25 protein-coding genes are annotated in these 25,964 nt (G+C 68.2%); 12 read left to right on the forward strand and 13 right to left on the reverse strand.

Annotation, left to right across the window (positions count from 1 at the left end; all coding sequences use genetic code 11):
* Both KDH83_RS16285 and rapZ read right to left on the reverse strand, forming a co-directional pair.
* Positions 1 to 597: septal ring lytic transglycosylase RlpA family protein (locus tag KDH83_RS16285; protein WP_212317764.1), on the reverse strand; the 597-nt coding region annotated here is incomplete at its 3' end.
* The gene (rapZ, locus tag KDH83_RS16290) at positions 594 to 1,466 is read right to left on the reverse strand and encodes an RNase adapter RapZ (protein ID WP_212317795.1); all 873 of its coding nucleotides are present in this window, start codon (positions 1,464 to 1,466) and stop codon (positions 594 to 596) included. The genes rapZ and KDH83_RS16285, both read right to left, overlap by 4 nt.
* A gap of 184 nt (positions 1,467 to 1,650) precedes the next feature.
* On the opposite strand from rapZ, the gene KDH83_RS16295 reads away from it, so the two are divergent.
* A complete protein-coding gene (locus KDH83_RS16295) occupies positions 1,651 to 2,412 on the forward strand; it encodes a c-type cytochrome (RefSeq protein WP_212317766.1) in 762 nt (253 codons plus the stop codon).
* 10 nt (positions 2,413 to 2,422) lie between these two features.
* Entirely contained in the window at positions 2,423 to 3,703 is a 1,281-nt protein-coding gene (locus tag KDH83_RS16300) for a cytochrome c (RefSeq protein ID WP_212317768.1), read from the forward strand.
* Positions 3,704 to 3,748: 45 nt separating this feature from the next.
* On the opposite strand, the gene KDH83_RS16305 is transcribed toward KDH83_RS16300, so the two are convergent.
* The 9 genes from KDH83_RS16305 to KDH83_RS16345 all read right to left on the reverse strand — a co-directional run bounded on the left by KDH83_RS16305 (position 3,749) and on the right by KDH83_RS16345 (position 11,568).
* Positions 3,749 to 5,203, reverse strand: a complete 1,455-nt coding sequence (locus KDH83_RS16305) for a PLP-dependent aminotransferase family protein (protein WP_212317770.1) — start codon at positions 5,201 to 5,203, stop codon at positions 3,749 to 3,751.
* Between the two features lie 29 nt (positions 5,204 to 5,232).
* Positions 5,233 to 6,159, reverse strand: coding sequence for an HPr(Ser) kinase/phosphatase (gene hprK, locus KDH83_RS16310; RefSeq protein WP_053245696.1), 927 nt, complete (start codon positions 6,157 to 6,159; stop codon positions 5,233 to 5,235).
* 22 nt (positions 6,160 to 6,181) lie between these two features.
* A complete protein-coding gene (locus tag KDH83_RS16315; protein WP_199770941.1) occupies positions 6,182 to 6,637 on the reverse strand; it encodes a PTS sugar transporter subunit IIA in 456 nt (151 codons plus the stop codon).
* 505 nt (positions 6,638 to 7,142) lie between these two features.
* Complete coding sequence (gene raiA, locus KDH83_RS16320) at positions 7,143 to 7,478, reverse strand: ribosome-associated translation inhibitor RaiA (RefSeq protein ID WP_103271489.1); 336 nt, start codon at positions 7,476 to 7,478, stop codon at positions 7,143 to 7,145.
* A gap of 334 nt (positions 7,479 to 7,812) precedes the next feature.
* Positions 7,813 to 8,607, reverse strand: coding sequence for an LPS export ABC transporter ATP-binding protein (lptB, locus tag KDH83_RS16325; RefSeq protein WP_212317772.1), 795 nt, complete (start codon positions 8,605 to 8,607; stop codon positions 7,813 to 7,815).
* A 33-nt stretch (positions 8,608 to 8,640) separates the two neighbouring features.
* Positions 8,641 to 9,291, reverse strand: a complete 651-nt coding sequence (gene lptA, locus KDH83_RS16330) for a lipopolysaccharide transport periplasmic protein LptA (protein WP_212317774.1) — start codon at positions 9,289 to 9,291, stop codon at positions 8,641 to 8,643.
* Positions 9,288 to 9,923, reverse strand: a complete 636-nt coding sequence (gene lptC, locus KDH83_RS16335; RefSeq protein ID WP_212317776.1) for an LPS export ABC transporter periplasmic protein LptC — start codon at positions 9,921 to 9,923, stop codon at positions 9,288 to 9,290. The genes lptA and lptC overlap by 4 nt, the downstream gene beginning before the upstream one ends.
* Positions 9,924 to 9,973: 50 nt before the next feature.
* Positions 9,974 to 10,582, reverse strand: coding sequence for an HAD hydrolase family protein (locus tag KDH83_RS16340; RefSeq protein ID WP_212317778.1), 609 nt, complete (start codon positions 10,580 to 10,582; stop codon positions 9,974 to 9,976).
* Entirely contained in the window at positions 10,579 to 11,568 is a 990-nt protein-coding gene (locus KDH83_RS16345; protein WP_212317780.1) for a KpsF/GutQ family sugar-phosphate isomerase, read from the reverse strand. Before KDH83_RS16345 ends, KDH83_RS16340 begins: the two co-directional genes overlap by 4 nt.
* Before the next feature lie 281 nt (positions 11,569 to 11,849).
* Here KDH83_RS16345 and purT point away from each other — a divergent pair, with 281 nt between their 5' ends.
* The 8 genes from purT (at position 11,850) to KDH83_RS16385 (ending at position 21,098) form a co-directional block, all read left to right on the forward strand.
* The gene (gene purT, locus KDH83_RS16350) at positions 11,850 to 13,067 is read left to right on the forward strand and encodes a formate-dependent phosphoribosylglycinamide formyltransferase (protein WP_103271483.1); all 1,218 of its coding nucleotides are present in this window, start codon (positions 11,850 to 11,852) and stop codon (positions 13,065 to 13,067) included.
* A gap of 354 nt (positions 13,068 to 13,421) precedes the next feature.
* Positions 13,422 to 13,967: a GbsR/MarR family transcriptional regulator gene (locus KDH83_RS16355; RefSeq protein ID WP_212317782.1), complete on the forward strand. Its 546-nt coding sequence runs from the start codon at positions 13,422 to 13,424 to the stop codon at positions 13,965 to 13,967.
* 128 nt (positions 13,968 to 14,095) lie between these two features.
* Entirely contained in the window at positions 14,096 to 15,670 is a 1,575-nt protein-coding gene (locus KDH83_RS16360; RefSeq protein ID WP_212317784.1) for a cytochrome ubiquinol oxidase subunit I, read from the forward strand.
* 15 nt (positions 15,671 to 15,685) lie between these two features.
* Complete coding sequence (gene cydB, locus KDH83_RS16365; RefSeq protein ID WP_212317787.1) at positions 15,686 to 16,840, forward strand: cytochrome d ubiquinol oxidase subunit II; 1,155 nt, start codon at positions 15,686 to 15,688, stop codon at positions 16,838 to 16,840.
* Positions 16,841 to 16,856: 16 nt separating this feature from the next.
* Complete coding sequence (cydX, locus tag KDH83_RS16370) at positions 16,857 to 16,982, forward strand: cytochrome bd-I oxidase subunit CydX (RefSeq protein WP_103271480.1); 126 nt, start codon at positions 16,857 to 16,859, stop codon at positions 16,980 to 16,982.
* Between the two features lie 2 nt (positions 16,983 to 16,984).
* The gene (gene cydD / locus KDH83_RS16375; protein WP_212317789.1) at positions 16,985 to 18,751 is read left to right on the forward strand and encodes a thiol reductant ABC exporter subunit CydD; all 1,767 of its coding nucleotides are present in this window, start codon (positions 16,985 to 16,987) and stop codon (positions 18,749 to 18,751) included.
* A 55-nt stretch (positions 18,752 to 18,806) separates the two neighbouring features.
* Positions 18,807 to 20,489: a thiol reductant ABC exporter subunit CydC gene (cydC, locus tag KDH83_RS16380; RefSeq protein ID WP_212317790.1), complete on the forward strand. Its 1,683-nt coding sequence runs from the start codon at positions 18,807 to 18,809 to the stop codon at positions 20,487 to 20,489.
* A 54-nt stretch (positions 20,490 to 20,543) separates the two neighbouring features.
* The gene (locus KDH83_RS16385; protein WP_212317791.1) at positions 20,544 to 21,098 is read left to right on the forward strand and encodes an adenine phosphoribosyltransferase; all 555 of its coding nucleotides are present in this window, start codon (positions 20,544 to 20,546) and stop codon (positions 21,096 to 21,098) included.
* A 21-nt stretch (positions 21,099 to 21,119) separates the two neighbouring features.
* Here the strand turns inward: KDH83_RS16385 and KDH83_RS16390 are convergent, their stop codons facing one another.
* Entirely contained in the window at positions 21,120 to 22,010 is an 891-nt protein-coding gene (locus KDH83_RS16390) for a LysR family transcriptional regulator (protein ID WP_103271476.1), read from the reverse strand.
* Between the two features lie 394 nt (positions 22,011 to 22,404).
* Here KDH83_RS16390 and KDH83_RS16395 point away from each other — a divergent pair, with 394 nt between their 5' ends.
* Both KDH83_RS16395 and KDH83_RS16400 read left to right on the forward strand, forming a co-directional pair.
* Positions 22,405 to 22,788: a DUF4148 domain-containing protein gene (locus KDH83_RS16395; RefSeq protein ID WP_212317792.1), complete on the forward strand. Its 384-nt coding sequence runs from the start codon at positions 22,405 to 22,407 to the stop codon at positions 22,786 to 22,788.
* 379 nt (positions 22,789 to 23,167) lie between these two features.
* On the forward strand, positions 23,168 to 24,283 hold the full coding sequence (locus KDH83_RS16400) for a porin (protein WP_103271474.1): 1,116 nt from the start codon (positions 23,168 to 23,170) through the stop codon (positions 24,281 to 24,283).
* A gap of 203 nt (positions 24,284 to 24,486) precedes the next feature.
* Here KDH83_RS16400 and ilvA read toward each other — a convergent pair.
* A partial coding sequence (gene ilvA / locus KDH83_RS16405) for a threonine ammonia-lyase, biosynthetic (RefSeq protein ID WP_212317793.1) occupies positions 24,487 to 25,964 on the reverse strand: 1,478 nt, incomplete at its 5' end.

The raw sequence follows: 25,964 nt of genomic DNA on the forward strand, positions 1-25,964 counted from the left end.
GGGCGGGGGGGGCGGGGCGGCGGGGCCGTGCGGGGCCAGGGGCGGGGGCTGGTCGGGGCGGAGGGTGTCCGCCACCGCCTGGCCGGTGCCCGGGCCGATGAGGCCCGGCTTGTAGGCCGCCACGTAGGACAGGTCCATGATGCGGTCGCTGTGGAACGGGCCGCGATCGTTGACGCGCACGATCACGGTGCGGCCGTTGACCAGGCTGGTCACCCGGGCGTAGCTGGGCACCGGCAGCGTGGTGTGGGCCGCCGTCATGGCGTACATGTCGTAGGGCTCGCCGATCGACGTGGAGTTGCCGTGGAATTTCTTGCCGTACCAGGACGCGATGCCCTGCTTGCGATAGGGCTGGCCGGTGGTGTCGGGCACGTAGCGCTGGCCGAACACCACGTAGGGCCGGTTCGCGCCGCTGGCGTAGGGCTCGATGCGCGGCACCGCGTCGGGCACCTGGTCCAGGTTGGACGGCGGATTCGCGTCGGGACCGTCGTCCTTGTAATAGCCACCGCCCTTTTTTCGTCCCCCGGTGGAAGAGCAACCGGCCACGGCGATGGCCAGCAGCAACATCATGATCAGGTGGAGCGGGCGGTTCAGGGTCATGCGGACTCGTCCGGAAGCTGGTTGCGATGGCGCACGAGCAGCGGATCATGGTCGGCGAAGCGCTGGGCCAGCTGTTCGACCACGTAGACCGAGCGGTGCTGGCCGCCGGTGCAGCCGATGGCCACGGTCAGGTAGTTGCGCGTGTCCTGCGTGTACTGCGGCAGCCAGCGCTGGATGAAGCCGGCGATGTCATCGACCATCTGGCCGACCTGGTCGAAGCCGGACAGCCATTGGGCCACGGGCTCGTCGCGGCCCGTCAGCGGGCGCAGGTCGCGGTCGTAATAGGGGTTGGGCAGGCAGCGCACGTCGAACACCAGGTCGGCGTCCCTCGGCACGCCGCGCTTGTAGGCGAAGGACTCGAACGTCAGCACCAGCGGCGCCACGTCGGCCTGGATCAGGTCGCGGATCCAGGCGCGCAACTGGCCCGGCGTCAGGTCCGAGGTGTCGATCACGTGTTCCTGCTCGCGCAGCGGCGCCAGCAGCTCGCGTTCCTCGGCGATGCACTCGGCCAGCGACGGCGCGGTGCCGCCGCGCTTCAGGCGGTCGGTCAGCGGGTGGCGGCGGCGCGATTCGGAGTAGCGCTGCACCAGCGTGATGGTGCTGGCGTCCAGGAAGATCACGCGCAGGCTGGTGCCCATGGCGCGCAGCGCGGTGACCACGTCTGGCAGTTCGGCCAGTTCGCCGGGCGAGCGCACGTCGATGGCGACCGCCACGCGCTCCAGGCCGCTGTCGCGGGCGTTGGCGATGAACTCGGCCAGGAACCGCACCGGCAGGTTGTCGACGCAGGTATAGCTGGCGTCTTCGAGCATCCGCAGGGCCACGGACTTGCCGGAGCCGGAAATGCCGGTGACGAGGACGACTTTCAACATGGACATGATTTTGGCATGCTTTTCGAGGGCGATGCCGGCGGAATGGCATCTGCTATGGCCGTAAACTCGGAATCTGCGCCTGTACCCCGACTGATCCCGTGGCGTAAGCTCCGGGGCAGGATACCCGATCGATTCATTCACGTGCCCCGCCGGCAGGCGTCCCCGGGGTTGGAACTCGACCTAGATGTTAGCCTTCATTTCTTCCTGTAGTGTGGCATCACCGCGGTTCTGGGTAAAAACATGCCTGTCGGCGGCCGCCGCTGTTGGTTTGGTCACAGCGCTGGGCACCGCGCCTGCGGCGGCGCAGGGTCCGGTCCTGAAGCCGGACACCATGGCCGCGCGCGTCGCCGCCTGTACCGCCTGCCACGGCGAGCAGGGCCGCGCCGGGTCCGATGGCTACTACCCGCGCCTGGCCGGCAAGCCCCAGGAATACCTCTACCACCAACTGCTGAACTTCCGCGACGACCGGCGGCAGTACCGGCCCATGTCGCATCTGCTGGCCGGCCTGCCCGACGACTACCTGCGCGAGATCGCGGCCTATTTCGCCGACCAGCACGTGCCGTATCCGGCGGCGGTGCGCCCCGAGGTTTCCACCGCGATCCTGGAGGCCGGCCGCAAGCTTGCCCAGGATGGCGACGCCGCGCGCGGCCTGCCGGCATGCGCCGCCTGCCACGGCGCCTCGCTGGGCGGGCTATTGCCGGGCGTGCCCGGCCTGCTGGGCCTGCCGCGCGACTACATCGGCGCCCAGATCGGCAGCTGGAAGAACGGGCTGCGGCGCGCGGCCGAGCCCGACTGCATGGCGGACGTGGCCGACAAGCTGACGCCGGCGGACATCAGCGCGCTGGCGGCCTGGCTGTCGTCGCGGCCGGTGCCCGCGTCCTACGCCGCCGAACCGGCGAATTCGCTCAAGCTGCCCGCCGAGTGCGGCAGCCAGGCGCGGCGTTGAGGGGGCGGCCATGAAACACATCAAACGCGCCCTGGCGGCCCTGTTCCTGCTGATCGTGGCGGCGGCGGGCACGCTGTACTGGATGGGCACGCGCGAGGACGCCGGCGGCGGTCCGCCCGCGACCGGCGACGCGGCCAGCCTGGCCGAGCGCGGCCGCTACCTGGCGCTGGCGGGCAACTGCATGGCCTGCCACACCAGCCGGGGCGGCAAGCCCTATGCCGGCGGCACGCCGGTGCCCACGCCGTTCGGCGTGGTCTACGGTCCCAACCTCACGCCGGATCCGCAGACCGGCATCGGCGCCTGGAGCGCGGATGACTTCTGGCGCGCGCTGCACAACGGCAAGTCGCGCGACGGCACGCTGCTGTATCCGGCTTTTCCCTACACCGAGTACACGCGCATGACGCGCGCCGACGCCGACGCGCTGTATGCCTTCCTGCGCACGGTGGAACCGGTCAACCAGCCCAATCGCCCCGCTGAAATGGAGTTCCCCTACAACCAGCGCGCGTTGCTGGCGTTCTGGCGGGCGCTGTACTTCAAGCCGGGCACGCTGCAATCCGACGCCGGCCAGTCGGTGCCCTGGAACCGTGGCCGCTATCTGGTCGAGGGGCCGGGCCATTGCGCGGCCTGCCATACGCCGCGCAACAGCCTGGGCGCCACGCGCGCGGCCGAGCCGCTGGCCGGCGGCGTGATTCCGGTGCTGGACTGGTACGCGCCGCCGTTGACCAACGATATGAGCGTCGGCATGGGCCGCTGGCAGGCCACGGACATCGCGGCGCTGCTCAAGACCGGCATCGCCGCGCATTCCACCGCCACGGGGCCGATGGCCGAGGTGGTGAGGGGCAGCACGCAGTACCTGAGCGATGACGATGCGCTGGCGATCGGGGTCTACCTGAAGACCTTGCCCGCCACGCCGGCGGCCACGCAGCGCCAGGCCGCGTCGGCCTCGCCCGCCTTGATGGACATAGGCGGCAAGATCTACCGCCAGCAGTGCGTGCAATGCCATCAGGCGGCGGGCGAGGGCGCGGGTTCGGCCTGGCCCGCGCTGGCCGGCAATCCCGGCGTGACCGCGCCGTCGCCCGTCAACGCCATCCGCATGGTGCTCGACGGCGGTTACGCGCCGGCCACGACGGCCAATCCCCGGCCTCACGGCATGCCGCCGTTCGGGCAACTGCTGAACGACAACGACATCGCCGCGCTGGTGACCTATATCCGCAACAGCTGGGGCAACGAGGCGGGCGGCGTCACGCCGCTGGAGGTCAAGCGCGCGCGCGACGCGTCCACGCGCAATTGACGTTGGCGCGCCTGGAGTCTTGGGGCCGTCTGCCGGTCCCTAGGCTCAGGGGCCGAGCGTCAGGCAGCGGGCTTCTGGCCCGGGCCGGGCCAGCGCCGCGAGGGCCAGCTCGCCCAACGTGCGCACGGCCTTGGCCTGGGCTTCGTTCCAGGGATGGCCGCAGTTCAGGCGCAGCGCGCTGGCGAACTGGCCGCTGGCCGAGAAGATCGGGCCGGGCGCGACGCTGATGCCGCGCGCCAGCGCCTGGCGATGCAACGCCAGTGCGTCGATGCCCTGGGGCAGCTCCAGCCACAGGAAGAAGCCGCCTTGTGGCCGCGTCATGCGCGTGCCGGCGGGAAACGCGTGCGCCACCTCCGTCGCCATCCGGGCCTGCTGGGCCTGCAGCGTGTCGCGCAGCCGGCGCAGGTGACGGTCGTAGCCGCCCTGTTCCAGGAATTCCGCGATCGCGCCCTGCGCCGGGCCGGACGCCGACAGCGTGGACGACAGCTTGAGCCGCTGCACGCGTTGCGTGTATCGGCCCGCCGAGGTCCAGCCGATGCGGTAGCCCGGCGCCAGGCATTTGGAGAATGAGGAACAGTGCAGCACCAGGCCCTGCGTGTCGTAGGCCTTGGCCGGCACCGGGCGCGTCGCGCCGAAATACAGCTCGCCGTAGACGTCGTCCTCGATCAGCGGAATGTCGTGGCGTGCCAGCAGCTCGACCAATTGCCGCTTGCGCTCGTCGGGCATGAGGCTGCCCAGCGGATTCTGGAATTGCGTCATGAGCCAGCAGGCGGCGGGCCGGTGCCGGGCGATGGCGTTTTCCAGCGCGTGCAGGTCCATGCCGGTGCGCGGGTGTGTCGGCACTTCCAATGCCTTCAGTCCCTGCCGTTCCAGCGCCTGCAGCGCGCCGTAGAACGTGGGCGCCTCGACGATCACCGTGTCGCCGGGGCGGGTCACCGCCTGCAGGCACAGGTTCAGCGCCTCGAGCGCGCCGTTGGTGACGACGATGTCGCTGGCGGGGATGTTGATGCCGGCGATCAGGTAGCGCAGCGCGATCTGGCGGCGCAGCGCGGGATTGCCGGGCGACAGGTCCTCGACCGTGTCCAGCGGGTCCTGGCGCTTGAGATGCGCCGCCATGGCCTGCGCCAGCCGTGGCAGCGGAAACAGTAGCGGCGATGGAAAGGCGGATCCCAGCGGCACCACGTCGCGGTTGCGCACTGAACCCAGGATGTCGAAGATGCGTTCGCTGATCGCCAGCTCGGTGGACTCGCCGTCCGGACAGGACGCGCCGGGTTCGGGCGGCAGCGGCTCGGCGCGCGCGCTCACGTAGTAGCCCGAGCGCGGGCGCGCGCGGATCAGGCCGCGCGCTTCCAGCAGGTAATAGGCCTGGAAGACGGTGGAGGGACTGACGCCGCGGCTGGAACAGGCGTCGCGCACGGAAGGCAGCTTGTCGCCGACGCGCAGCACGCCGTCGCGGATCGATTTCTCGATCTCGGACGCAAAGGTCTCGTACAGGGCCAAGGGCGCGGGCCTGCCTGTCGTGGACGGCGTTACTTGCTGCTTTGCAGGATCGCCATGGCCTGGCGTTCCATGAATTCGCCCAGCGTGTCGATGCCGCGCAGCTTCAGGATGGTGTTGCGCACGGCGGCCTCGACCAGCACGGCGAGGTTGCGGCCGGCGGCCACCTGCAGCATGACCTTGCGCACCGGCAGGCCCAGCATGTCCTGCGTGATGTCCTGCAGCGGCAGGCGTTCGAACTTGTCCTGCGCGGTGGCGCGCACCAGGTGCACGATGAGCTTCAGGCGCATCTTTCGGCGCACCGAGGTCTCGCCGAAGATGGTGCGGATGTCGAGCAGGCCCAGGCCGCGCACTTCCAGCAGGTTCTGCAGCAGCTGCGGGCAGTGGCCCTCGATCATGTTGGGCGCGGTGCGCGAGAACTCGACTGCGTCGTCGGCCACCAGGCCGTGGCCGCGCGAGATCAGTTCCAGCGCCAACTCGCTCTTGCCCAGGCCGGATTCGCCGGTGATCAGCACGCCCAGGCCCAGCACGTCCAGGAACACGCCATGCACGGTGGTGGTGGGCGCGAGCTTCTTGCCCAGGTAGATGCGCAGCAGGTCGATCAGCTGCGCGGCGGCGACCGGCGTGGACAGCAGCGGCACCTGGTGCTGGTCGCACTGGTCCACCAGATCCTGCGGCGGCGTCAGGCCGTCGGCCAGCAGGATGGCGGGCACGCCACCGATCAGCAGCTCGTCCATGTGGTGCATGCGGCGGCGCAGGTCGAAGCGGGTGTAGTACGCCAGCTCTTCCTGGCCGAACACCTGGATGCGCGAGGGGTGGATCAGGTTCAGGTGGCCGACCAGGTCGGCGGCCGCCATGCCGTCATCGGGAATCGCGCGGTCCGCGGCGCCCTGGCCCGCGATCCAGTTGAAAGGGATTTTGTCGGCGTTGTCGTCGACCAGTTCCTGCACCGTGAGCATGGCTGCGTGTCCGCGTGGAGAATCAGAGTTGGCCGGTGGTCAGCATCTTGTGGACCACGGCCGGATCGGTCTCGGTGCCCAGCGCTTCGCGCAGCGCCTTGTTCGACATCAGCTGCGCCAGTTCGGCCAGGATGTCCAGGTGCTGCTGCGTCGCGGTTTCGGGCACCAGCAGGCAGAGCAGCATGGAGACGGGCTGGCCGTCGGGGGCGTCGAAGGCAATGGGCTGCGCCAGGCGGATGAACGCCGCCAGCGCCTGCTCCAGGCCCTTGACGCGGCCGTGCGGCACGGCAACGCCCTGGCCCAGCGCCGTCGACCCGAGGCGCTCGCGCGCGAACAGGCTGTCGAACACCAGCGAACGCGCCAGGCCGTGATTGTTTTCGAAGAGTAGGCCGGCTTGTTCGAACGCGCGTTTCTTGCTCGTGGCGAGCATGTCTAGCACGACGTTGCCGGCGGGAAGAATGCGCGACAGATGATTCATGCGGAGCATTATATGGTTATATGACGCACTGCAAAAAACGCCCGGACCAGGGGTTGTCCCGCAGACTTTCCGCTGCTGGTTCCAGGCGAGTCCCCCTGTGCTTCCGGCTGGCCGCGACGGGTTGTCCGCGAGGCTGGCCATGGCACGCCGCGCCCCGGGCGGCGTGCCGTCCGTCAGGCGCAAGAGCGACAGCATAGACCGATAGCGCCGGGTTGTGGGCATTCCGGGGCGCGCGGGCGCATATTTCGGAGCAGGTCGCGCCTGGCGCGCGACCTTGCGGGCATGTGCCTGGCCGGTACGACAGTCGACGCGGGGAAAAATAGGGAGCGGATCCGGGGCGACGGACAGGTCGGGCGCGGATGCGGTTGCGCGGGTACTGCGTGGGGGGAGGTATTTGCCGATGCCCCGGCTGGACGCAAGGTCTAGCGGGACACCGGGACTCAGGCAGGATGGTTAATCGCTGTATTGCCAAGCGCTCGCAGGCGAGCGATCGTGAGGCGCGGTACTACTGGGGAGGCGAGAGATTCGCCGCTTGCCGCTTCACGGACTCTGCTGTGTGGCTTCGCACCTTGTCCTTGTGCTTGATGACCTGACGGTCGACTTTGTCGGCGAGGAGGTCTATCGCAGCGTAGAGGTTTTCATCGGTTGCTTCACAATGAATGTCCTTGCCGCTCAGACGCATGGTGATTTCGGCTTTGTGCCGCAGGGGCTCAACTGAGAGCATGACCTGGGTATCGATGACGTGATCGAAATGCCGCAGCACTCGCGCCAGTTTGTTCATGACATATTCCCGGATGGCCGGGGTGACGTCGAGGTGACGACCGCAGATGCTCAGGTTCATAGTGTGCTCTCCTTCTGTAAAGAGGATATAAGAGGTGCGCCCGATGGCGCGGTGGGGTCGTTAGGCGATCTCCTTGGTAGAGAGGTTTTGTGTGGGTCGTTGGTACTAGTGTATAGACTCGCGCCGATAAAACAAGCTGACCTAGCGCAAGTTCGTGGCATTTTTATGGCTGAGTCCGGCGGGGGGGCGAAAGGCGCCGCGGCGCGCGGAAATGGCGCCGGGAAATGCCGGGAATCGCGGGGAAAAATCGGGAAAAGCGCGCAAGCGCCGTGGCGGGCCGGGCCGCCTGGAGAAAGCGGAGCGGCCCTAAGGGTCTTCCCCAGGGCCGCCGCTGTTACATGCGGAAGTGCTCGCCCAGGTAGACGCGGCGCACGGCCGGATCGCCGACGATCTCGTCGGGATGGCCGTCGGTCAGCACCTTGCCTTCGCTGATGATGTAGGCGCGGTCGCAGATGCCCAGCGTTTCGCGCACGTTGTGGTCGGTGATGAGCACGCCGATGCCGCGGCCCTTCAGGAAGCGCACGATGCGCTGGATCTCGATCACCGCGATGGGGTCCACGCCGGCGAAGGGTTCGTCCAGCAGGATGAAGCGCGGGCTGGTGGCCAGCGCGCGCGCGATTTCCACGCGGCGGCGTTCGCCGCCCGACAGCGAGATGGCCGCGTTGCTGCGGATGTGGCCGATCTGCAATTCCTCCAGCAGCGATTCCATCTGCTGGTTGATCTTGGCCGTGGGCAGGGCCTTGCCATCCGGCCCCAGTTGCAGCTCCAGCACGGCGCGGATGTTCTGCTCCACCGTCAGCCGGCGGAACACGGACGCGTCCTGCGGCAGGTAGGACAGGCCCATGCGCGCGCGCTTGTGGATCGGCATGGCGGTGATGGCGTCGCCGTCGATCTCGATGCGGCCGGCGTCGGCCGGCACCAGGCCCACGATCATGTAGAAGCTGGTGGTCTTGCCGGCGCCGTTCGGGCCGAGCAGGCCCACGACTTCGCCGCTGGAGACGGACAGGGAGACGTCCTGCACCACGGTGCGGCCGTTATAGGTCTTGCGCAAGCCGGTTGCGCGCAGGCTGCCCTGCTTGACGCCCGAAGGGGCGGAGGTCACAGGGGTCTGCACAGAGGGTGGATTCATGCGTGGCGGCGGATGTGTTGCGGGGGGAGGCGCTTAACGCCCCTTCTTCGAGGCCTGCTGCTTGCGGCATTCGGCGATGGCGGCGTCTGCCTTGGCGCGGGGCTCGGCCACCGAGCGCACCCGGCCGCCGGCCGCGGCCGAGTTGGGACCGCCATGGGCTTCGTAGGTGCCGCTCTTTTCGTTGTAGCGTACCCGTTCGCCACGGATGGTGTCGAACGGTTTGCCACAGACGTAGCGCACCACCACGGCCTGGCCGATGAGGTCGAAGGTGCTGTTGGTGCCGTCGTATTCGGCGCGCAGGCCCTTGCCTTCGATGAGCTCGAAATTCTCGGGGCGTTCCTGGCGGATGGTGACGACCTTGCCCTTGTTCGCGGTGGCCGTGCCGTACTGGTTGCCCTTGGCGTCCTCGTGCATTTCCAGCGTGTCGGAGGTCAGCGTCATCAGCCCGCGCGTCATGTTGACGTTGCCGGTGAACACGCTCTGCTTCTTCACGTCGTCGTAGTGCAGCGTGTCCGACAGGATCAGCGTGCTGGGTTCTTCGGCGGGCGCGGCCTTGCCGGCGCTGGCGGCCGGCGTGGGCGCGGGGGCCGCCGCGTGGGCCGCGGGCGCGAGCGCCGCCGCGGCCAGCAGGGCGGCGCCGATCAGGCGCGTCGTCGGGGCAAGGCGAATCCGGAGGTCGGTCATGGCTTCTTCTGGTCGGTATTGTTGGGGGCTGGAATCTCGGTGCGGCGCTGCTGCTTGCCTTCGCCGCCGGCGATTTCCACGTCGGTCGATGCTGAGACCTGCAACTGGCGGGTCCTGTTGTTGTAGTGCATGCCGGTGCCGTTCATGCGCGAGCGGCCTTTCAGCACTTCGGCCGGCAGGTCGGTATAGACCACGTCCTCGTCCGGCAGGATGATCAGCTGCTGGCTGCGCACGTCCAGCAGGTCGTTGTTGGCGTCGGGCTGGCGATGCACGTAGGCGTCGCCGTTCATGACGATGCGCTTGCCGCCCTGTTCCATGATGGCGGTCTTGGAAATGCCCACGGTGATCGGGCTGGATTCGCGCTGGCCGACGGCCCGGGGGGCGGTGATGTGATACGAATCGTCGTCGGGGAAGTGCTCGGCGTATTCGCCCTCGAGCCGGTTGATCGGGCGGCCCGTCATGTCGGTGCGCAGCATGACGAAGTTGCGCGACCAGGCATCCATTTCATGGGTGACGCGGCGCGGGGGGTCGACCTGCACGGCCCGCTGCGCGTAATCGGCCGCCCACCAGCTGCTGAGCACCAGCACGACGAGCAGGAACAGCGCGATCAGGGAAGGAAAACGTTCTTTCATCTAGTGTGCCGTGTGGGCGTATGTGTCATGGGGCGCGGGCCGTCTGCTGGCTACTGGATCGTGCCCGGACCCAGCAGGCCCGGCGCGGCCAGGAAGCCGCCCAGGCGGCCCTGGGCGGCCAGCAGCAGGTCGCAGCATTCGCGCACCGCGCCAGAGCCGCCGGGAATCGAGGCAACCCAGTGCGCGGCCTGGCTGACATAGCCGGGCGCGTTGGGCACGGTGGCCGCGAAACCGGCGCGCTGCATGGCGGGCAGGTCGATGATGTCGTCGCCCATGTAGCCCGCCTGGTTCAGTTGGACTCCGGAGCGTTGCGCAAGTTCGGCCAGGGCGGTGCCCTTGTCGCGCACGCCCTGCATGACCTCGGCGATGCCCAGCTCGGCGGCGCGGCGCGCCACGATGGGGCCGGACCGGCCGGTCATCAGGGCGACCTTCAGGCCACCCTCCAGCAGCAGGCGCAGGCCGTGGCCGTCCAGCGCGTTGAAGCGCTTGAGCTGTTCGCCGTTCTCGCCATAGTAGAGGCTGCCGTCGGTCAGCACGCCGTCCACGTCGAACACCATGAGGCGGACGGCGGCGGCGCGTTCGCGCACGGTGGCGGGGATGCGGGCGAGGACCAGCGCTTCGGCCGGATGCGTGACGGGGGTGGGAAGGGTCATAGTCATACCACTTTGGCGGCCATCAGGTCATGCATGTGCAGCGCGCCGAGCAATGCGCCATCGCTGTCGAGCACCAGCATGTGATTGAGTCGAAGTTCGTCCATCTGCTGCGCCGCTTCCACGGCCAGCGCGTCGGGTCCAATGCTGCGCGGCGAGCGCGTCATGCCGTCGTCCACGGTCAGGCCGCGGATGTCGCCCTGGCTGGCGATCAGGCGGCGCAGGTCGCCGTCGGTGAAGATACCCTGCGGGCGGCCGGCGGCATCGGCCACCACGGTCATGCCCATGCCCTTGGCCGACATGGTCTTGAGCGCCTGGGGGACCGGCGTGCCGGCGGCCACGATGGGCAGGGCGTCGCCCTGGCGCATCACGTCGCGCACATGCGTCAGCAGGCGGCGGCCCAGCGCGCCGCCCGGATGCGAGCGGGCGAAGTCCTGCGGGCCGAAGCCGCGCGCCTCCAGGCAGGCGACGGCCAGCGCATCGCCCAGGGCCAGCGCGGCGGTGGTGCTGGCCGTGGGCGCCAGGTTCAGCGGGCAGGCTTCCTGCGCGACGCTGGCGTCCAGGTGCACGTCGGCCAGCAGTGCCAGCTCGGACTGCGGATTGCCCGTGATCGCCACCAGCTTGGCGCCCATGCGGCGCGCCACCGGCAGGATGGTCAGCAGTTCCTGGCCCGATCCGGAATAGGAAATCGCGATCAGCACGTCGTCGCGGGTGATCATCCCCAGGTCGCCATGGACCGCCTCGGCGGCATGCACGAAGAAGGCCGGCGTGCCGGTGGAGGCCAGCGTGGCCGCGATCTTGCGCGCGACGTGGCCGGTCTTGCCGATGCCGCTGACGACCACGCGCCCGCGGCAGGCGAGCAGCAGGGCCACGACCTGCGCGAAGCTTTCGTCCAGCCGGGCCGACAGGTCCCGCAGGGCCTGGCTTTCGATTTGCAGCGTCCTGCGGGCAGATGACAGCGCGGTGTCGGACGATAGGGAGGGATGCTCAGTCATGGCGGGATTTTAATATCAGTTGCCGGGGGCGCCACCGCGCCACCCCGGACGCATGAAACAGGTGCCGCAGGCCGACATGAGAAACAGCTATCCCCCCGGCGACGGCGCTCTCCCCAATCGGGGCAGCGCGGATCCGGCTCCGCCGGTCCGCAGCTGCGCCCCCCTGGGGGGGAAGCGCGCAGCGCTTCGGGGGGGACCCCTTGTTTGCCCGCAGGAGGGGGCTATGGCATCCTGGCGGCTCCCGTTTTTCCGGCTTTCACTCTTTTACCCAGGACCGCCTCATGTCCCGCATTTCCAGTCCCGTCCTTGGCACGCCCTTGTCGCCCCTCGCCACCCGAGTGATGCTGCTCGGCTCCGGAGAGCTGGGCAAGGAGGTCGTCATCGCCCTGCAGCGCCTGGGCGTGGAGGTCATCGCCGTGGACCGGTACGCGGACGCCCCGGGGCAGCAGGTGGCGCATCGCGCCCACGTGGTGCCCATGACGGACGCGGACGCCTTGCGCAAGATCATCGACCAGGAACGGCCGCACGTCATTGTCCCTGAAATCGAGGCCATTGCCACCAGCCTGCTGGTCGAGCTGGAGGCCGCCGGCGCCGTGCGCGTCACGCCGACGGCGCGCGCCGCCCAGCTGACCATGAACCGCGAGGGCATCCGCCGCCTGGCGGCCGAGACCCTTGGCCTGCCGACCTCGCCGTACCGGTTCGTCGACACCGAGCAGGAACTGCGCGAGGCCATCGACGGCGGCATCGGCTATCCCTGCGTGATCAAGCCCGTCATGTCGTCCTCGGGCAAGGGACAATCCGTGATCAAGTCCGCCGAGGACGTGGCCGAGAGCTGGCGCTACGCCCAGGAAGGCGGCCGCGTCGGAGGCGGCCGCGCCATCGTCGAGGGCTTCATCCGCTTCGACTACGAAATCACGCTGCTGACCGTCCGCGCGCGCGGCGCCGACGGCCAGGTCGAGACCCGCTACTGCGAGCCCATTGGCCACAAGCAGGTGGACGGCGACTACGTGGAAAGCTGGCAGCCGCATCCCATGTCGCCGGCGGCGCTGGAGCGCGCCCGCGAGATCGCCCTGGCGGTCACGTCCAACCTGGGCGGCCTGGGCATCTTCGGCGTCGAGCTGTTCGTGGCCGGCGACCAGGTCTGGTTCTCGGAGGTCAGCCCGCGTCCGCACGATACCGGCATGGTCACCATGATCACGCAGGCGCAGAACGAATTCGAATTGCACGCCCGCGCGCTGCTGGGCCTGCCGGTGGACACCAGCCTGCGCCAGCCCGGCGCCAGCAGCGTGATCTACGGCGGCGTGGACGCCGGCGCGGTGTCGTTCCACAACGTGGCCGAGGCGTTGGCCGAGCCGGGCACCGATGTGCGCCTGTTCGGCAAGCCCGAATCCTTCGTCAAGCGCCGCATGGGCGTGGGCCTGGCCGTCGCCGACGACGTGGCGGCCGCGCGCGCCAAGGCCAAGCGGGTGTCTTCCGCCGTGACGGTCAAGGCCGGCTGAGCACCGGGCGGGCGTCACCGACTGACCGAGGATCCGCCCTTGAGGGTCCTGGCTGAGCCGGACATTTTCTGATCGTTTTTCACCCGGGTTTAGTTCGTCCCTACTTTCAATGCCACCCGCCGCAAGGCCGGTGGCATTGTTGTTTTATGCCCAGGAATGGCCTGCCAAGAGGCCAATACGCCGGAAGTTTGCGGTCATGCCCCCACGAATCCTGGGGTTTGCGCTTTCTCATGGTTTGTTCGATAATTTCAGGAATTTCTGAAATCGGTGTAACTGCTTTTGTCTGATTCGGGCTGACCTGCTCCGCATATAAACGGGGCCAGGTTGGCGGAATCGGCTGGCGCGAGAAAGATCATGGTCCTCAGCCCTCAAAACGAACGTTTCGTCCTGCACTTTGGCGAGATGGGCAGCCGCTGGGGCGTGAATCGCACCGTCGGCCAGATCTATGCGCTGCTGTTCCTGGCGCCGGAGCCGATGAACGCCGACGACATCGCCGAGACGCTGGGCTTCTCGCGCTCGAATGTCAGCATGGGTCTCAAGGAATTGCAGTCCTGGCGCCTGGTCAAGCTGATGCACCAGGTGGGCGACCGGCGCGACTACTTCGAGACGCCCAAGGATGTCTGGGAGATCTTCCGCATCCTGATGGAAGAAAAGCGCAAGCGCGAAATCGACCCCACGCTCACGCTGCTGCGCGACACGCTGCGGGAGCCGGCGTCCAAGCCCGCCGATGTCTACGCGCAGCAGCGCATGACCGAAATGCTGGAGCTGATCGAACTGTCCACGGGATGGTTCGATGAGGTTCAGCGCCTGCCGCCCGAAACCCTCCAGAACCTGATGAAACTGGGCTCCAAGGTCCAGAAGGTGCTGGGCTTCGCCGGCAAATTGCGAGGCAAGGGCTGAACGCCGCTGAGCCTTGATTTTTAGGAAAAATCCTATGAAGTTGCATATGCCGCCCGTATCATGGCGCCAGAGACGGCCTGGGAACCATGCCGGTTGCTGTGGCCTCTCGCCCGCATGGGAGCGCCCCAATGATTGATCTCGACGTCGTCAACCTGTCGCGATTCCAGTTTGCCGCGACCGCGCTGTACCACTTCCTGTTCGTCCCCCTCACGCTCGGCCTGTCTTTCATCCTCGCCATCATGGAGAGCGTGTACGTCATGACCGGGCGCGCCATCTGGAAAAAGATGACGATGTTCTGGGGCACGCTGTTCGGCATCAACTTCGCGCTGGGCGTGGCCACGGGCGTGGTCATGGAGTTCCAGTTCGGCATGAACTGGTCGTACTACAGCCACTACGTCGGCGACATCTTCGGCGCGCCGCTGGCGCTCGAAGGGCTGATGGCCTTCTTCCTGGAAGCCACCTTCGTCGGCCTGTTCTTCTTCGGCTGGAACCGCATGTCCAAGGTCAGCCACCTGGTGGTGACCTGGCTGGTGGCCTTCGGCACCAACTTCTCGGCCCTGTGGATCCTGATCGCCAACGGCTGGATGCAGAACCCGGTCGGCGCCGTCTTCAATCCCGACACCATGCGCATGGAGATGACGGACTTCGCCGCCGTGATCTTCAACCCGGTGGCGCAGGCCAAGTTCGTGCACACGGTCAGCGCGGGCTATGTGGCCGGCGCCATGTTCGTGATGTCGATCAGCGCCTGGTATCTGCTGCGCGGTCGTCATACCGACCTGGCCAAGCGCTCGATGGCGGTGGCCGCCAGCTTCGGCCTGGCCTCGGCCCTGTCGGTGGTGGTGCTGGGCGATGAAAGCGGCTACCTGACCACTGAACACCAGAAGATGAAGATCGCCGCCATGGAGTCCATGTGGCACACCGAGCCGGCGCCCGCCGCGTTCAACCTGATCGCCATCCCCAACCAGGCCGAGCGCAAGAACGATTTCGCCATCGAGATCCCCTATGTCATGGGCATCATCGGCACGCGCTCGCTCACCACGCCGCTGCTGGGCATCGACGACCTGATCCTGCGCGCCGAGAACCGCATCCGCGACGGCATGGTGGCCTACGACGCGCTGCAGAAGATCCGCGCCAATCCCAAGAACACCGACGCGCGCATGGTGTTCGACAAGACCTGGCCAGACCTGGGCTACGCGCTGCTGGTCAAGCGCTACCAGTCCGACATGAGCAAGGTCACCGAGGAAGACATCAAGAAGGCGGCCATCGACACCGTGCCGAACGTGGCGCCGCTGTTCTGGGCGTTCCGCGTCATGGTGGCGGTCGGCATGTACCTGATCCTGTTCTTCGGCGTGGCGTTCTGGCTGGCCTCGCGCGGCCGGCTGGACAGCCGGCGCGGCCTGCTCAAGGTGGCGCTGTGGAGCCTGCCGCTGCCGTGGGTGGCGATCGAGAGCGGCTGGTTCGTGGCCGAGTACGGCCGCCAGCCCTGGGTGATCGAAGGCGTGCTGCCGACCTACTACGCGGCCTCCGGCCTGACCATCACGGACCTGGCCATCAGCCTGGGGATTTTCCTGGTGCTGTACACGGTCCTGCTCATCATCGGCGTCAAGGTGATGCTGCACGCCATCAAGGCAGGTCCGAAATCCGACGGACCGGCGCCCGCCGACGCGGCCGCCGATCCTGTCCGCGCCGCCGTGCGCGCCTGACCGGGAGAAACAGGAATGGATGCATTGATTCCTTTCGACTACGCCACCCTGCGGGTGGTCTGGTGGGTGCTGCTGGGCGCGCTGCTCATCGGCTTCGCCGTCATGGACGGCTTCGACCTGGGCGTGGCGGCGCTGCTGCCGCTGGTGGCCAAGACCGACGTCGAGCGCCGCGTGGTGATCAACGTGGTCGGCCCGGTCTGGGAGGGCAACCAGGTCTGGCTCATCACCGCGGGCGGCGCCATCTTCGCCGCGTGGCCGCTGCTGTATGCCGCCTCGTTCTCGGGCTTCTACCTGGCCATGATGCTGGCGCTGATCGCGCTGATCCTGCGTCCGGTGGGCTTCAAGTACCGCAGCAAGATGGAAGGCACGCGCTGGCGCAACACCTGGGACGGCGTGCTCTGTTTCTCGGGCGTGGTGGCCTCGCTGGTGTTCGGCGTGGCGGTGGGCAACATCATCCTGGGCGTGCCCTTCACGTTCGACGAAGCCGCGCTGCGCATGGTCTACCAGGGCCATTTCTACCAGCTGTTCACCCCCTTCGCGCTGCTGGCCGGCGTGCTCAGCGTGGCCATGCTGGCCATGCACGGCGCGGTGCTGCTGGCCTGGCGCACCGAGGGCGCGGTGGCCAGCCGCGCCCGCAACTGGGGCCGGCTGTGCGCGCTGCTGACCGCGGCGCTGTTCGTGGCCGGCGGCTTCTGGGTCGCGGGCGGGTTGAACGGCCACGTCATCACCAGCGCGGTCGACATGCAGGGTCCGTCCGATCCCATGCTCAAGACCGTCAGCGTGCAGGCCGGCGCCTGGATGGCCAACTACGCCAAGTGGCCGCTGATGTGGATCGCGCCCGCGCTGGGCGTGGCAGGGGCGCTGCTGGCGCTGCTGCTGTTGACGGCGCGCGCGCACATGCTGGCGTTCCTGGCATCGGCGCTGTCCATCGCCGGGATCATCCTGACGGCGGGCTTCTCGCTGTTCCCGTTCCTGATGCCCTCGTCGTCGAACCCGCGCGCCGGGCTGACGGTCTGGGATGCCTCGTCCAGCCACATGACGCTGTGGATCATGGTGATCGCGGTCGCGATCTTCCTGCCCATCGTGACGCTCTACACCGCCTGGGTGTACCGCGTGATGCGCGGCAAGGTCACGCCCGAGTCGGTCGGCGGCACCCCCAACTCATACTGAATCAGGAGCTAGCGCTATGTGGTATTTCTCGTGGGTACTCGGGCTGGGGCTGGCCTGCGCCTTCGCCATTCTCAACGCCATGTGGTTCGAACTGCGCGAGGGCCATTCGCATGACCCGCGCGCCAAGCGCGACGAAGCGTGAGCATGCGGGACACGTCGGCGGCGGGCCGCGCCAGCAGCCTGGAGCATGATCCCGCCGACGCACTGCGCAAGCCCTCGCGCGCGCAGTCGCAATGGTTGAAGCGCCTGGCGGGATCGGCGCGGCCGCCCTTGCTGCTGGCCGGCGCCGCGCCGCTCGCGGGCGGCGTGCTGCTGGTGATCCAGGCCTGGCTGCTGGCCAGCGTGCTGGATGCCGCCATCGCGCGGCAGGCGCCGCGCGCGGAACTGCTGGGCGGCATCCTAGGCATCGCCGCGCTGATGCTGGTCCGTGCCTGTATCGCCTGGGCCGGCGAACGCGCCGGCGCCATTGCCGCCGAGCGGATCAAGCGCCAGGTGCGCCTGGCCCTGTTCGAGCGCCTGGTGGACAAGGGGCCGCACTGGAGCCGGGGCCAGGCCTCGGGCGTGCTGGCCAGCGCCGTGGTGGACCAGGTCGAGGCGCTGGATGGCTTCTTCGCCAAATACCTGCCGGCCATGGCCGCCGCCGCCATGCTGCCGGTGGCATTTTCCGTGTTGCTGTTTCCGGTGGATGTGATCGCGGGCCTGGTGCTGCTGATCACCGCGCCGCTGATTCCCTTGTTCATGGCCCTGGTCGGCTGGGGCGCGCAGGGCGCGAGCCGGCGGCATCTGCGCGCCTTCGCGCGGCTGTCCGGATTCTTCGCCGACCGCCTGCGCGGGCTGTCCACGCTCAAGCTGTACGGACGCGCCGAGGCCGAGGCCGAATCGGTGGCGGCCGCCAGCGACGCGTTGCGCCAGCGCACCATGTCCGTGCTGCGCATCGCCTTCCTGTCCTCGGCGGTGCTGGAATTCTTCGCCGCCCTGGGCGTTGCCGGGGTGGCCGTGTACATCGGGCTGACCTATCTGGGTTTCCTGGACCTGCGTTGGTCGGTGTTGACCTTGCAGGCCGGCATGTTCTGCCTGTTGATGGCGCCCGAGGTCTATGCGCCGCTGCGCCAGTTCGCCGCGCACTACCATGACCGCGCGGCCGCGCTGGCGGCGGTGACGCAGATCGACGCGGTGTTCGACGGCTTGCCGGATGTGGCGCCGGCCGGGGCCGCGCCGGTTGCGCCGGCCGCCGCGCCCGCCGCGTGCGGCCCGGTCGCAATGACCGCGCGCGGCTTGCGGTTGATGGCGCCCGGCCGTCCCGCGCCGGTGCTCGACGGCGCGGCGCTGTCGCTGGCGCCCGGCGCACACGTCGCGCTGATGGGGCCGAGCGGCATCGGCAAGTCCTCGCTGATCGAGGCGATCGCGCGCCTGCGGCCCTGCGAGGGCGAGATCCTGATCGACGGCCGGCCGCTGGCGGATTGGGACGAGGCCGCGTTGCGCGGCCGGATCGCGCTGATCGGCCAGAAGCCGCAGCTGATGGCTGGCACCATCGCCCAGAACATCCGCCTGGGCTGTCCGCAGGCCTCGGACGAGGCGCTGCGCGAGGCCGCCCGGCGCGCGCGCGTCCTGGAATTCACCGAACGCCAGCCGCTGGGCCTGGATACCGTGCTGGGCGGACGCGGGCAGGGCCTGTCCGGCGGCCAGGCGCAGCGCGTGGCGCTGGCGCGGCTGTTCCTGCGCGATCCCGGACTGATCCTGCTGGACGAGCCCACGGCGCACCTGGATGAAAACACGCAGGCCCGCGTGCTGGACGAAATCCTGGCATTCGCGGCGGGCCGGACGCTGCTCATCGCCACGCACTCGCCGCAGGTGGCCGCCCGTTTCGGGCGCACGCTGCGGCTGGCGGGCGGCAAACTGGAACAAGCATGACGCGCATCGCCATGACCGCGCCTGGCGGATCCGCCGGATCCGGAGCGGCCCATCCATGAAACACCTGTTGCTGCTGCTGCCGCTGTACGCGCGCCGCAAGGGCGGACTGCTGCTCGCGCTGTTCTGCGCGCTGGCCACCGTGGCCGCGGGCGTGGGGCTGTTGGGCGTGTCGGGCTGGTTCCTGACCGGCGCCGCGCTGGCCGGCGCGGGCGCGGCGTTCAACCTGTTCGCGCCGTCGGCGCTGGTGCGTGGCCTGTCGTTCCTGCGCATCGTGTCGCGCTATGCCGACCGCCTGGCGGGGCACTCGGCCACGCTGCGCCTGCTGGCGGATCTGCGCACGCTGGTGTTCCGCGCGCTGATCCGCCTGACGCCGCGCCAGCTGGCGCGCTATCGCGGCGGCGATCTGGTGGCGCGCATGACCGGCGACGTCGACGCGCTGGATACCGTGTTCCTGTTCGTGCTGGCGCCGCTGGCCACGGCGCTGCTGGCCGGCGCCATCATGACGGCGGTGCTGGGCTGCTGGATACCGGCCGCCGCGCTGGTGTTCGCGCTGGCGCTGCTGGTGGCCTGCGTGCTTGCGCCCTGGGGCCTGCAGCGCGCCGCGCGCGGGCCCGGCGCCGCCGCGCAGGAAAGCGCGGCCGGCCTGCGTGCCGCTGTGCTGGACGCGGTGGACGGCCACGCCGACATGGTGGCGCTGCATGCGCAGGCGCAGACCCGCGCGCATTTCGAGAGCCTGTGCGGGCAGAACGCGCAGGCGCGCCAGGCCCAGGCCTGCGTCGCGGCGCGCGGACTCTGGTTCCTGCAGGCCGCCGCCGGCGCGGCCGTGCTGGGCGTGTTGTGGTACGGGCTGGGCGAACATGAGGGCGGCGGCCTGTCCGGGCCCTTGCTGGCGGGTCTGCTGCTGGCGGTCATGGGCATATTCGAAGTGGCCGCGCCCATCATGCGCGGCGCGTCGCGGCTGGGCTCGGCGGTGTCCGCGGCGCAGCGCATCCGCGAGGTGGCGCAATGCGAGCCGGACATGCGCGATGCCGACGCGCCGGCCGCGCTGCCGGCGGATGGCGCGCTGGAACTGGATGGCCTGCGCTTCGCCTATCCCGACGGCGTCCCGGTGCTGGACGGCGTCAGCCTGTGCGTCGCGCCGGGCGAGCGCGTGGCGATCCAGGGCGAGAGCGGCGCGGGCAAGTCCACGCTGCTGCACCTGATCCTGCGGCTGGAAGATCCGCAGGCCGGCCAGGTGCGCTATGGCGGACGCGACGCGCGCGACTGCGCGCAGGCCGACTGGCATCGGCGCATCGCGCTGCTGTCGCAGGACGCGCCGGTGTTCCTGGGCACGCTGCGCACCAATCTGCTGATCGGCGATCCCTCGGCGGACGAGGCCGCGCTGTGGCGCGCGCTGGACGCCGCGCGCCTGGGCGATTTCGTGCGCGGACTGCCCGACGGGCTGGATGCGTGGGCGGGCGAGACCGGCTCGCTGCTGTCAGCCGGGCAGGCGCGGCGGCTGTGCCTGGCGCGGGCCCTGCTGTCGCCGGCCCGGGTGCTGGTGCTGGACGAACCCACCGCCGGCCTGGACGCGGCGGCCGAAGCCGATTTCCTGCGCGACCTGGGGCGGGCGGCGCAGGGGCGCGCCGTGGTGCTGGCCACGCATGCGCGCCTGCCGGCGGGCGCGGTGGACCGGCGCTGCGTGCTGCGCGGGGGACAGTTGCATGACGTGTCATCGCCCGAGGCTGTCCTGGCTTAAGCGCGGCGGGGGGGTTATAGTGCGCCTTGCTTCAATTCTTCAGGGCCGTCTTTCATGCAGAACGAATACGCCGAGTTCATCCGGCGCACCATCCGCAGCGTTCCAGACTGGCCCCAGCCCGGTGTCACGTTCCGTGACATCACGCCGGTGCTGCAGGATCCGCGGGCGTTCCGCGTCCTGATCGACCTGTTCGTCTACCGTTACATGCGCCAGCGCCTGGATCTGGTCGCGGGCGTGGACGCGCGCGGCTTCATCGTGGGCAGCGTGCTGGCCTATGAGCTGAACCTGGGTTTCGTGCCCGTGCGCAAGAAAGGCAAGCTGCCCTACCGCACGGTGGCCGAGGAATATTCGCTGGAATACGGCAACGCCGCCGTCGAGATGCACACCGACGCGGTGCGCACCGGCCAGCGCGTGCTGCTGGTGGATGACCTGATCGCCACGGGCGGCACCATGCTGGCGGCCATCAAGCTGCTGCAGCGCCTGGGCGCGAACGTGGTCGAAGCCGCCGCCATCATCGACCTGCCCGACCTGGGCGGCTCCGCCAAGATCGCCGCCACCGGCACGCCGCTGTACACGGTCTGTCAGTACCAGAACGACACCACCGTCTGACGCGCGGCGCTTCGCGGGGGCTTAGCCCTCATTCAGACGCGGCTGGATGAAATCCAGGAACGCCTTGGTCTTGGCCGGCAGCATCCGCGAGGGCAGCAGCGCGAACAGTGGCAGCGGCGTCAGGCTCCATTCCGGCAGCACGCGCACCAGGCCGGACTGCTTGATGGCGCGCTCCATCGCGTCGAACACCAGCAGCGGCGTGATGCCCAGTCCCTGGCTGGCCAGCCGGCCCAGCATGCCCACGTTGTTCGCGGCCAGCCGGCCCGATACCTGCACGCGTTCCACCTTGTCGCCCGAATGGAGCATCCAGAAGGATGATTCGTCGCGCATGGTGGGCCGCAGGCACTCGTGATGGCTCAGATCCCCGGGCACGCGCGGCTCGCCGTGGCGCGCCAGGTATTCGGGCGAGGCGTACAGCTGGTGCGCCATGAGCACGATCTTGCGCGAGATCAGGCTGGAATCGGGCTGCTGCCCGAAGCGCAGGATCAGGTCGAACGGGTTGCTGATCGGATCGACCGAGCGCATGCCCAGGTCGAAATCGCATTCGATATCGGGATGCTGTTCGCGGAATTCGCGGATCACCGAAGGCAGGAACAGTTGCGCCAGGCTGGTCGGCAGCGAGATGCGCAGCCGGCCCTTGGGTTGCACCGCCATGTCCAGCAGCTGGTCGTGGGCGACGCGGGCTTCCTCGACGATATGGCGGCAGCGCTCGAAATAGATGGCGCCGGCCTCGGTCAGGTCGATCTTGCGCGTGCTGCGGTTGAGCAGCCGCATGCCGACGCTGCGCTCCAGTTCGCTGACGCGGCGCGACAGCGTGGACGTGGGGATGTTCAGGGCTTCGGCCGCATGACTGAAATTCTTGCGCTTGGCGACTTCGACGAACAGGGCGATGTCGTTAAGCTGTATGTCCATAAGGGCCTCGGTACTCAAAATTCCATGTCTGGCAGATTCCAATCATAAATGGAATTATTTTTGCGCCAGTGGAAATGTCTATTCCTCCATCCCGAACAAGCCGCGCCAGTCGGGGCGTCACGGCCCGACGAGCCGCAGCTGGCGTTTTGCTGAATGCTCGCAAGGCTTGCGCCCATTGGGCCGGGGACGGGAGTGCGCAGGAAGTGAGCAGGAAATCGGCAAGAATCGCACCGCGACATGCGGGGATCTTTCCACTCCTGCAAATATGTTCCCCAAATTAAGGGTTTTTACTAGGTCGATAAGGCCAGATACTTCGTTCCGTCAACACGCCGTCACATTGCGCCCGCCGTCCTGGCGGGCGCTGTCGTGCCAGGTATAGGATGGAGTCATCACAATGAAAGCCCTAGCGACCGCACTCATGGTTACCGCAACCCTGGCGGGCATGTCCGCCGCCCACGCCGATGGCAAGACCCGCGAACAGGTCCAGCAGGAACTGCAGGCCGCCAAGGCCGCCGGCCAGGTCACCTTCGGCGAACTGGACTATCCGCCCGCCACCGCCGCCAGCACGGGCATGTCGCGCGAGCAGGTCGGCGCAGAACTGCAAAGCGCCAAGATCGCCGGCCAGGTGACCAGCGCCGAACTGGACTATCCGCCCAGGAGCGCCGCGCCCGAAACCGCCGGCAAGACGCGCGAGCAGGTCCGCGCCGAGCTGGCCCAGGCCAAGGCGCGCGGCGAATACACCTTCGGCGAACTCGACTACCCGCCCAAGGGCCGCTGAGCATTTCGCGGCCGGCCGATGGCGCTGGCGCGCTGTGGCTTTTTTGCCGCGGCATTGTCCGCGCAGCGCGACAGGATTTGACGATCCTCAAACCGGAAAATGATCGGGGATGAGCGAGGGAAATGCGATTGCGAGCAAGGATTCGCATTTCATTTCAAGGCGTTAGGACCTGGTTTCAAGCATGGCGGAATGCGCGTCGAACGCGATTATCCCAGCCATGGAAAGTAGTTCTTCGAATTCCCGCTTACTCCCGGCGGTCCCAGGCGAGACACTAGTTTCAGTGCATGCATCGCGGTCTTACAGGCCGCGGCTTGCGGGCATCCGCCACGCGGCGGCACGCCCGCGCATTGCCATCCATCTTGCCATTTAGAGGACTGTTATGAAGAAGACGCTATTGGCCGTCGCGTTGCTCGCGGGCTTTGCGAGCGCGGCGCAAGCTGCCGATTCGGTGACGTTGTACGGTTTGATCGACGCCGGTATCGGTTACGAAAAGGTGAAGTTCAACGGCAACTCGCAAAGCCGTGTCGGCGCCGTGCAAGGCGTGAGCAGCGGTTCGCGCTTCGGCCTGCGTGGTTCGGAAGACCTGGGCGACGGCCTGCGCGCCGTGTTCAACTTGGAGGCCGGCTTCGGTCCCCTGAACGGCAACTCGCTGCAAAGCGGCCGCCTCTGGGGCCGCCAGGCCACCGTGGGCCTGGACAGCGACTCGTGGGGCCGCCTGGAATTCGGCCGCCAGACCAACCTGGCGTCGAAGTACTTCGGTTCTATCGACCCGTTCTCGATCAGCTACAACACCGCCAACATGGGTACCGTGTTCAGCAGCGCCAATACGATGCGCCTGGACAACATGGTGCTGTACCAAACCCCCAGCTTCGGCGGCTTCAAGGCCGGCCTGGGCTACTCGTTCAGCGCTGACGATACGGTTTCGGACGAGAAGCAGCGCGGCTTCGAGACCAACAACAACAACCGCGTCCTGACCGCCGGCGTGCAGTACGTCAACGGTCCGCTGAACCTGGCCGCGGCCTATGACCGCTTCAATCCGTCCAAGGACGTCAAGGGCGGCAGCCAGGAAGACACGACGATCCAGTCGTACATCCTGGGCGGCACCTATGACTTCGAAGTGGTGAAGATCGCCGCCGCCTTCGGCCAGACCCGCAACGGCTGGTTCGTTGGCCAGAACATGGGCACCACGCCCGACGGTATGCAGAAGCTGGGCACGTTCAAGCTGGCCGACGGCTTCCGCGCCAATTCGTACATGGTGGGCTTCACCGTGCCGCTGGGCAGCAGCTCGATCTTCGGTTCCTGGCAGCGCGCCGATCCGAAGAACGACAAGCTGACCAAGGACGATGCCAAGTTCAACGTCTACAGCCTGGGCTACACCTACGACCTGAGCAAGCGCACCAACCTGTACGCGTACGCCTCCTACGGCGACAACTACGCGTTCCAGCGCGATGCGACGGACACGGCGTTCGCCGTGGGCCTGCGTCACCGGTTCTAAGCGACAGCGCGCCCGGCCAGACCTTGCTGAATGCGCGGCCCATCTCCGTGAGCCGCCGAGTGACAGCGAACCCCCCCTCCGGTTGAGGCCGGGCGCGACTTGAGCTGAGAAGGGAAGGGCCTCCATCTGGAGGCCCTCTCGCTTTTGGGCTTGCCGTTATCCGCGCGCCGGCATGGCGGCCCGGCTTGCGGCGGCGCGCGCGGCTACAGGAACAGCTTGTAGGCCGGGTTGTCGGTCTCGTTCCAGTGCGGATAACCCAGTTCGGCCACGAAGGCGCGGAACTGCTTCTTGTCGGCCGCCGGCACCTGGATGCCGATCAGGATGCGGCCGTAGTCGGCGCCCTGGTTGCGGTAATGGAACAGGCTGATGTTCCAGTCCGGATTCATCGCGTTCAGGAAACGCATCAGCGCGCCCGGACGCTCCGGGAATTCGAAGCGGTACAGCAGCTCGTCGCGCGCCTGCGCGGAACGCCCGCCGACCATGTGGCGCAAGTGGGTCTTGGCCATTTCGTCATGGGTCAGGTCGAGCGTGTCGAAACCGTGGCGGCGGAAATTGGCGGCGATCTTGTCGGGCTCGGCCGGCGAGGACACCTGGATGCCGACGAACACATGGGCGCGGTCGGAATCCGAGATGCGGTAGTTGAACTCGGTGACGCTGCGCTCGCCGACCAGCTCGCAGAAGCGGCGGAAGCTGCCGCGCTGCTCGGGCATGGTGACGGCGAAGATGGCTTCGCGCATCTCGCCCACCTCGGCGCGCTCGGACACGAAGCGCAGTCGGTCGAAATTCATGTTGGCGCCGCAGGCGATGGCTACCAGCGTCTTGCCCTTCAGGTGGTGCTCGGCCGCGTACTGCTTGGCGGCGGCGACGGCCATGGCGCCGGCCGGCTCCAGCACGCTGCGCGTGTCCTGGAACACATCCTTGATGGCGGCGCAGATCGCATCGGTGTTCACCACCACGAAGTCGTCCACGTACTGGCGCGTGAGCTTGAAGGTTTCGGCGCCCACCATCTTCACCGCGGTGCCGTCCGAGAACAGGCCCACGTCGTTCAGCTGCACGCGCCGGCCCGCGCGCACGCTGCGCAGCATGGCGTCGGAGTCCTCGGTCTGCACGCCGATGATCTTGATCTCGGGGCGCAGCTGCTTGATGTAGGCGGCCACGCCCGAGATCAGCCCGCCGCCGCCGATGGCCACGAAGATGGCGTCGATGGGATCGGGATGCTGGCGCAGGATCTCCATGCCCACCGTGCCCTGGCCGGCGATCACGTCGGGATCGTCGAACGGATGCACGAAGGTCAGCTTTTCCTTCTTTTCCAGCACCTGCGCGTGGGCGTAGGCGTCGGAAAAGCTCTCGCCGGCCAGCACCACCTCGCCGCCCAGTCGGCGCACCGCGTCCACCTTCACCTGCGGGCTGGTGGTGGGCATGACAATGACCGCGCGACAGCCCAGCCGCGCGGCCGCCAGCGCCACGCCTTGCGCGTGGTTGCCGGCCGAGGCCGCGATCACGCCGCGGTTGCGCGCGGCCGGCGGCAGGTTGGCCATTTTGTTGTAGGCCCCGCGCAGCTTGAAACTGAACACGGCCTGGGTGTCCTCGCGCTTGAGCAGCACCGTGTTGGATAGCCGCTGCGACAGCAGCGGGGCCGGCTCCAGCGGCGATTCGACGGCTACGTCGTAGCCCTTGGAAG

The sequence above is a fragment of the Achromobacter sp. Marseille-Q0513 genome (genome assembly GCF_018195695.1).
Taxonomy (GTDB): domain Bacteria; phylum Pseudomonadota; class Gammaproteobacteria; order Burkholderiales; family Burkholderiaceae_B; genus Achromobacter.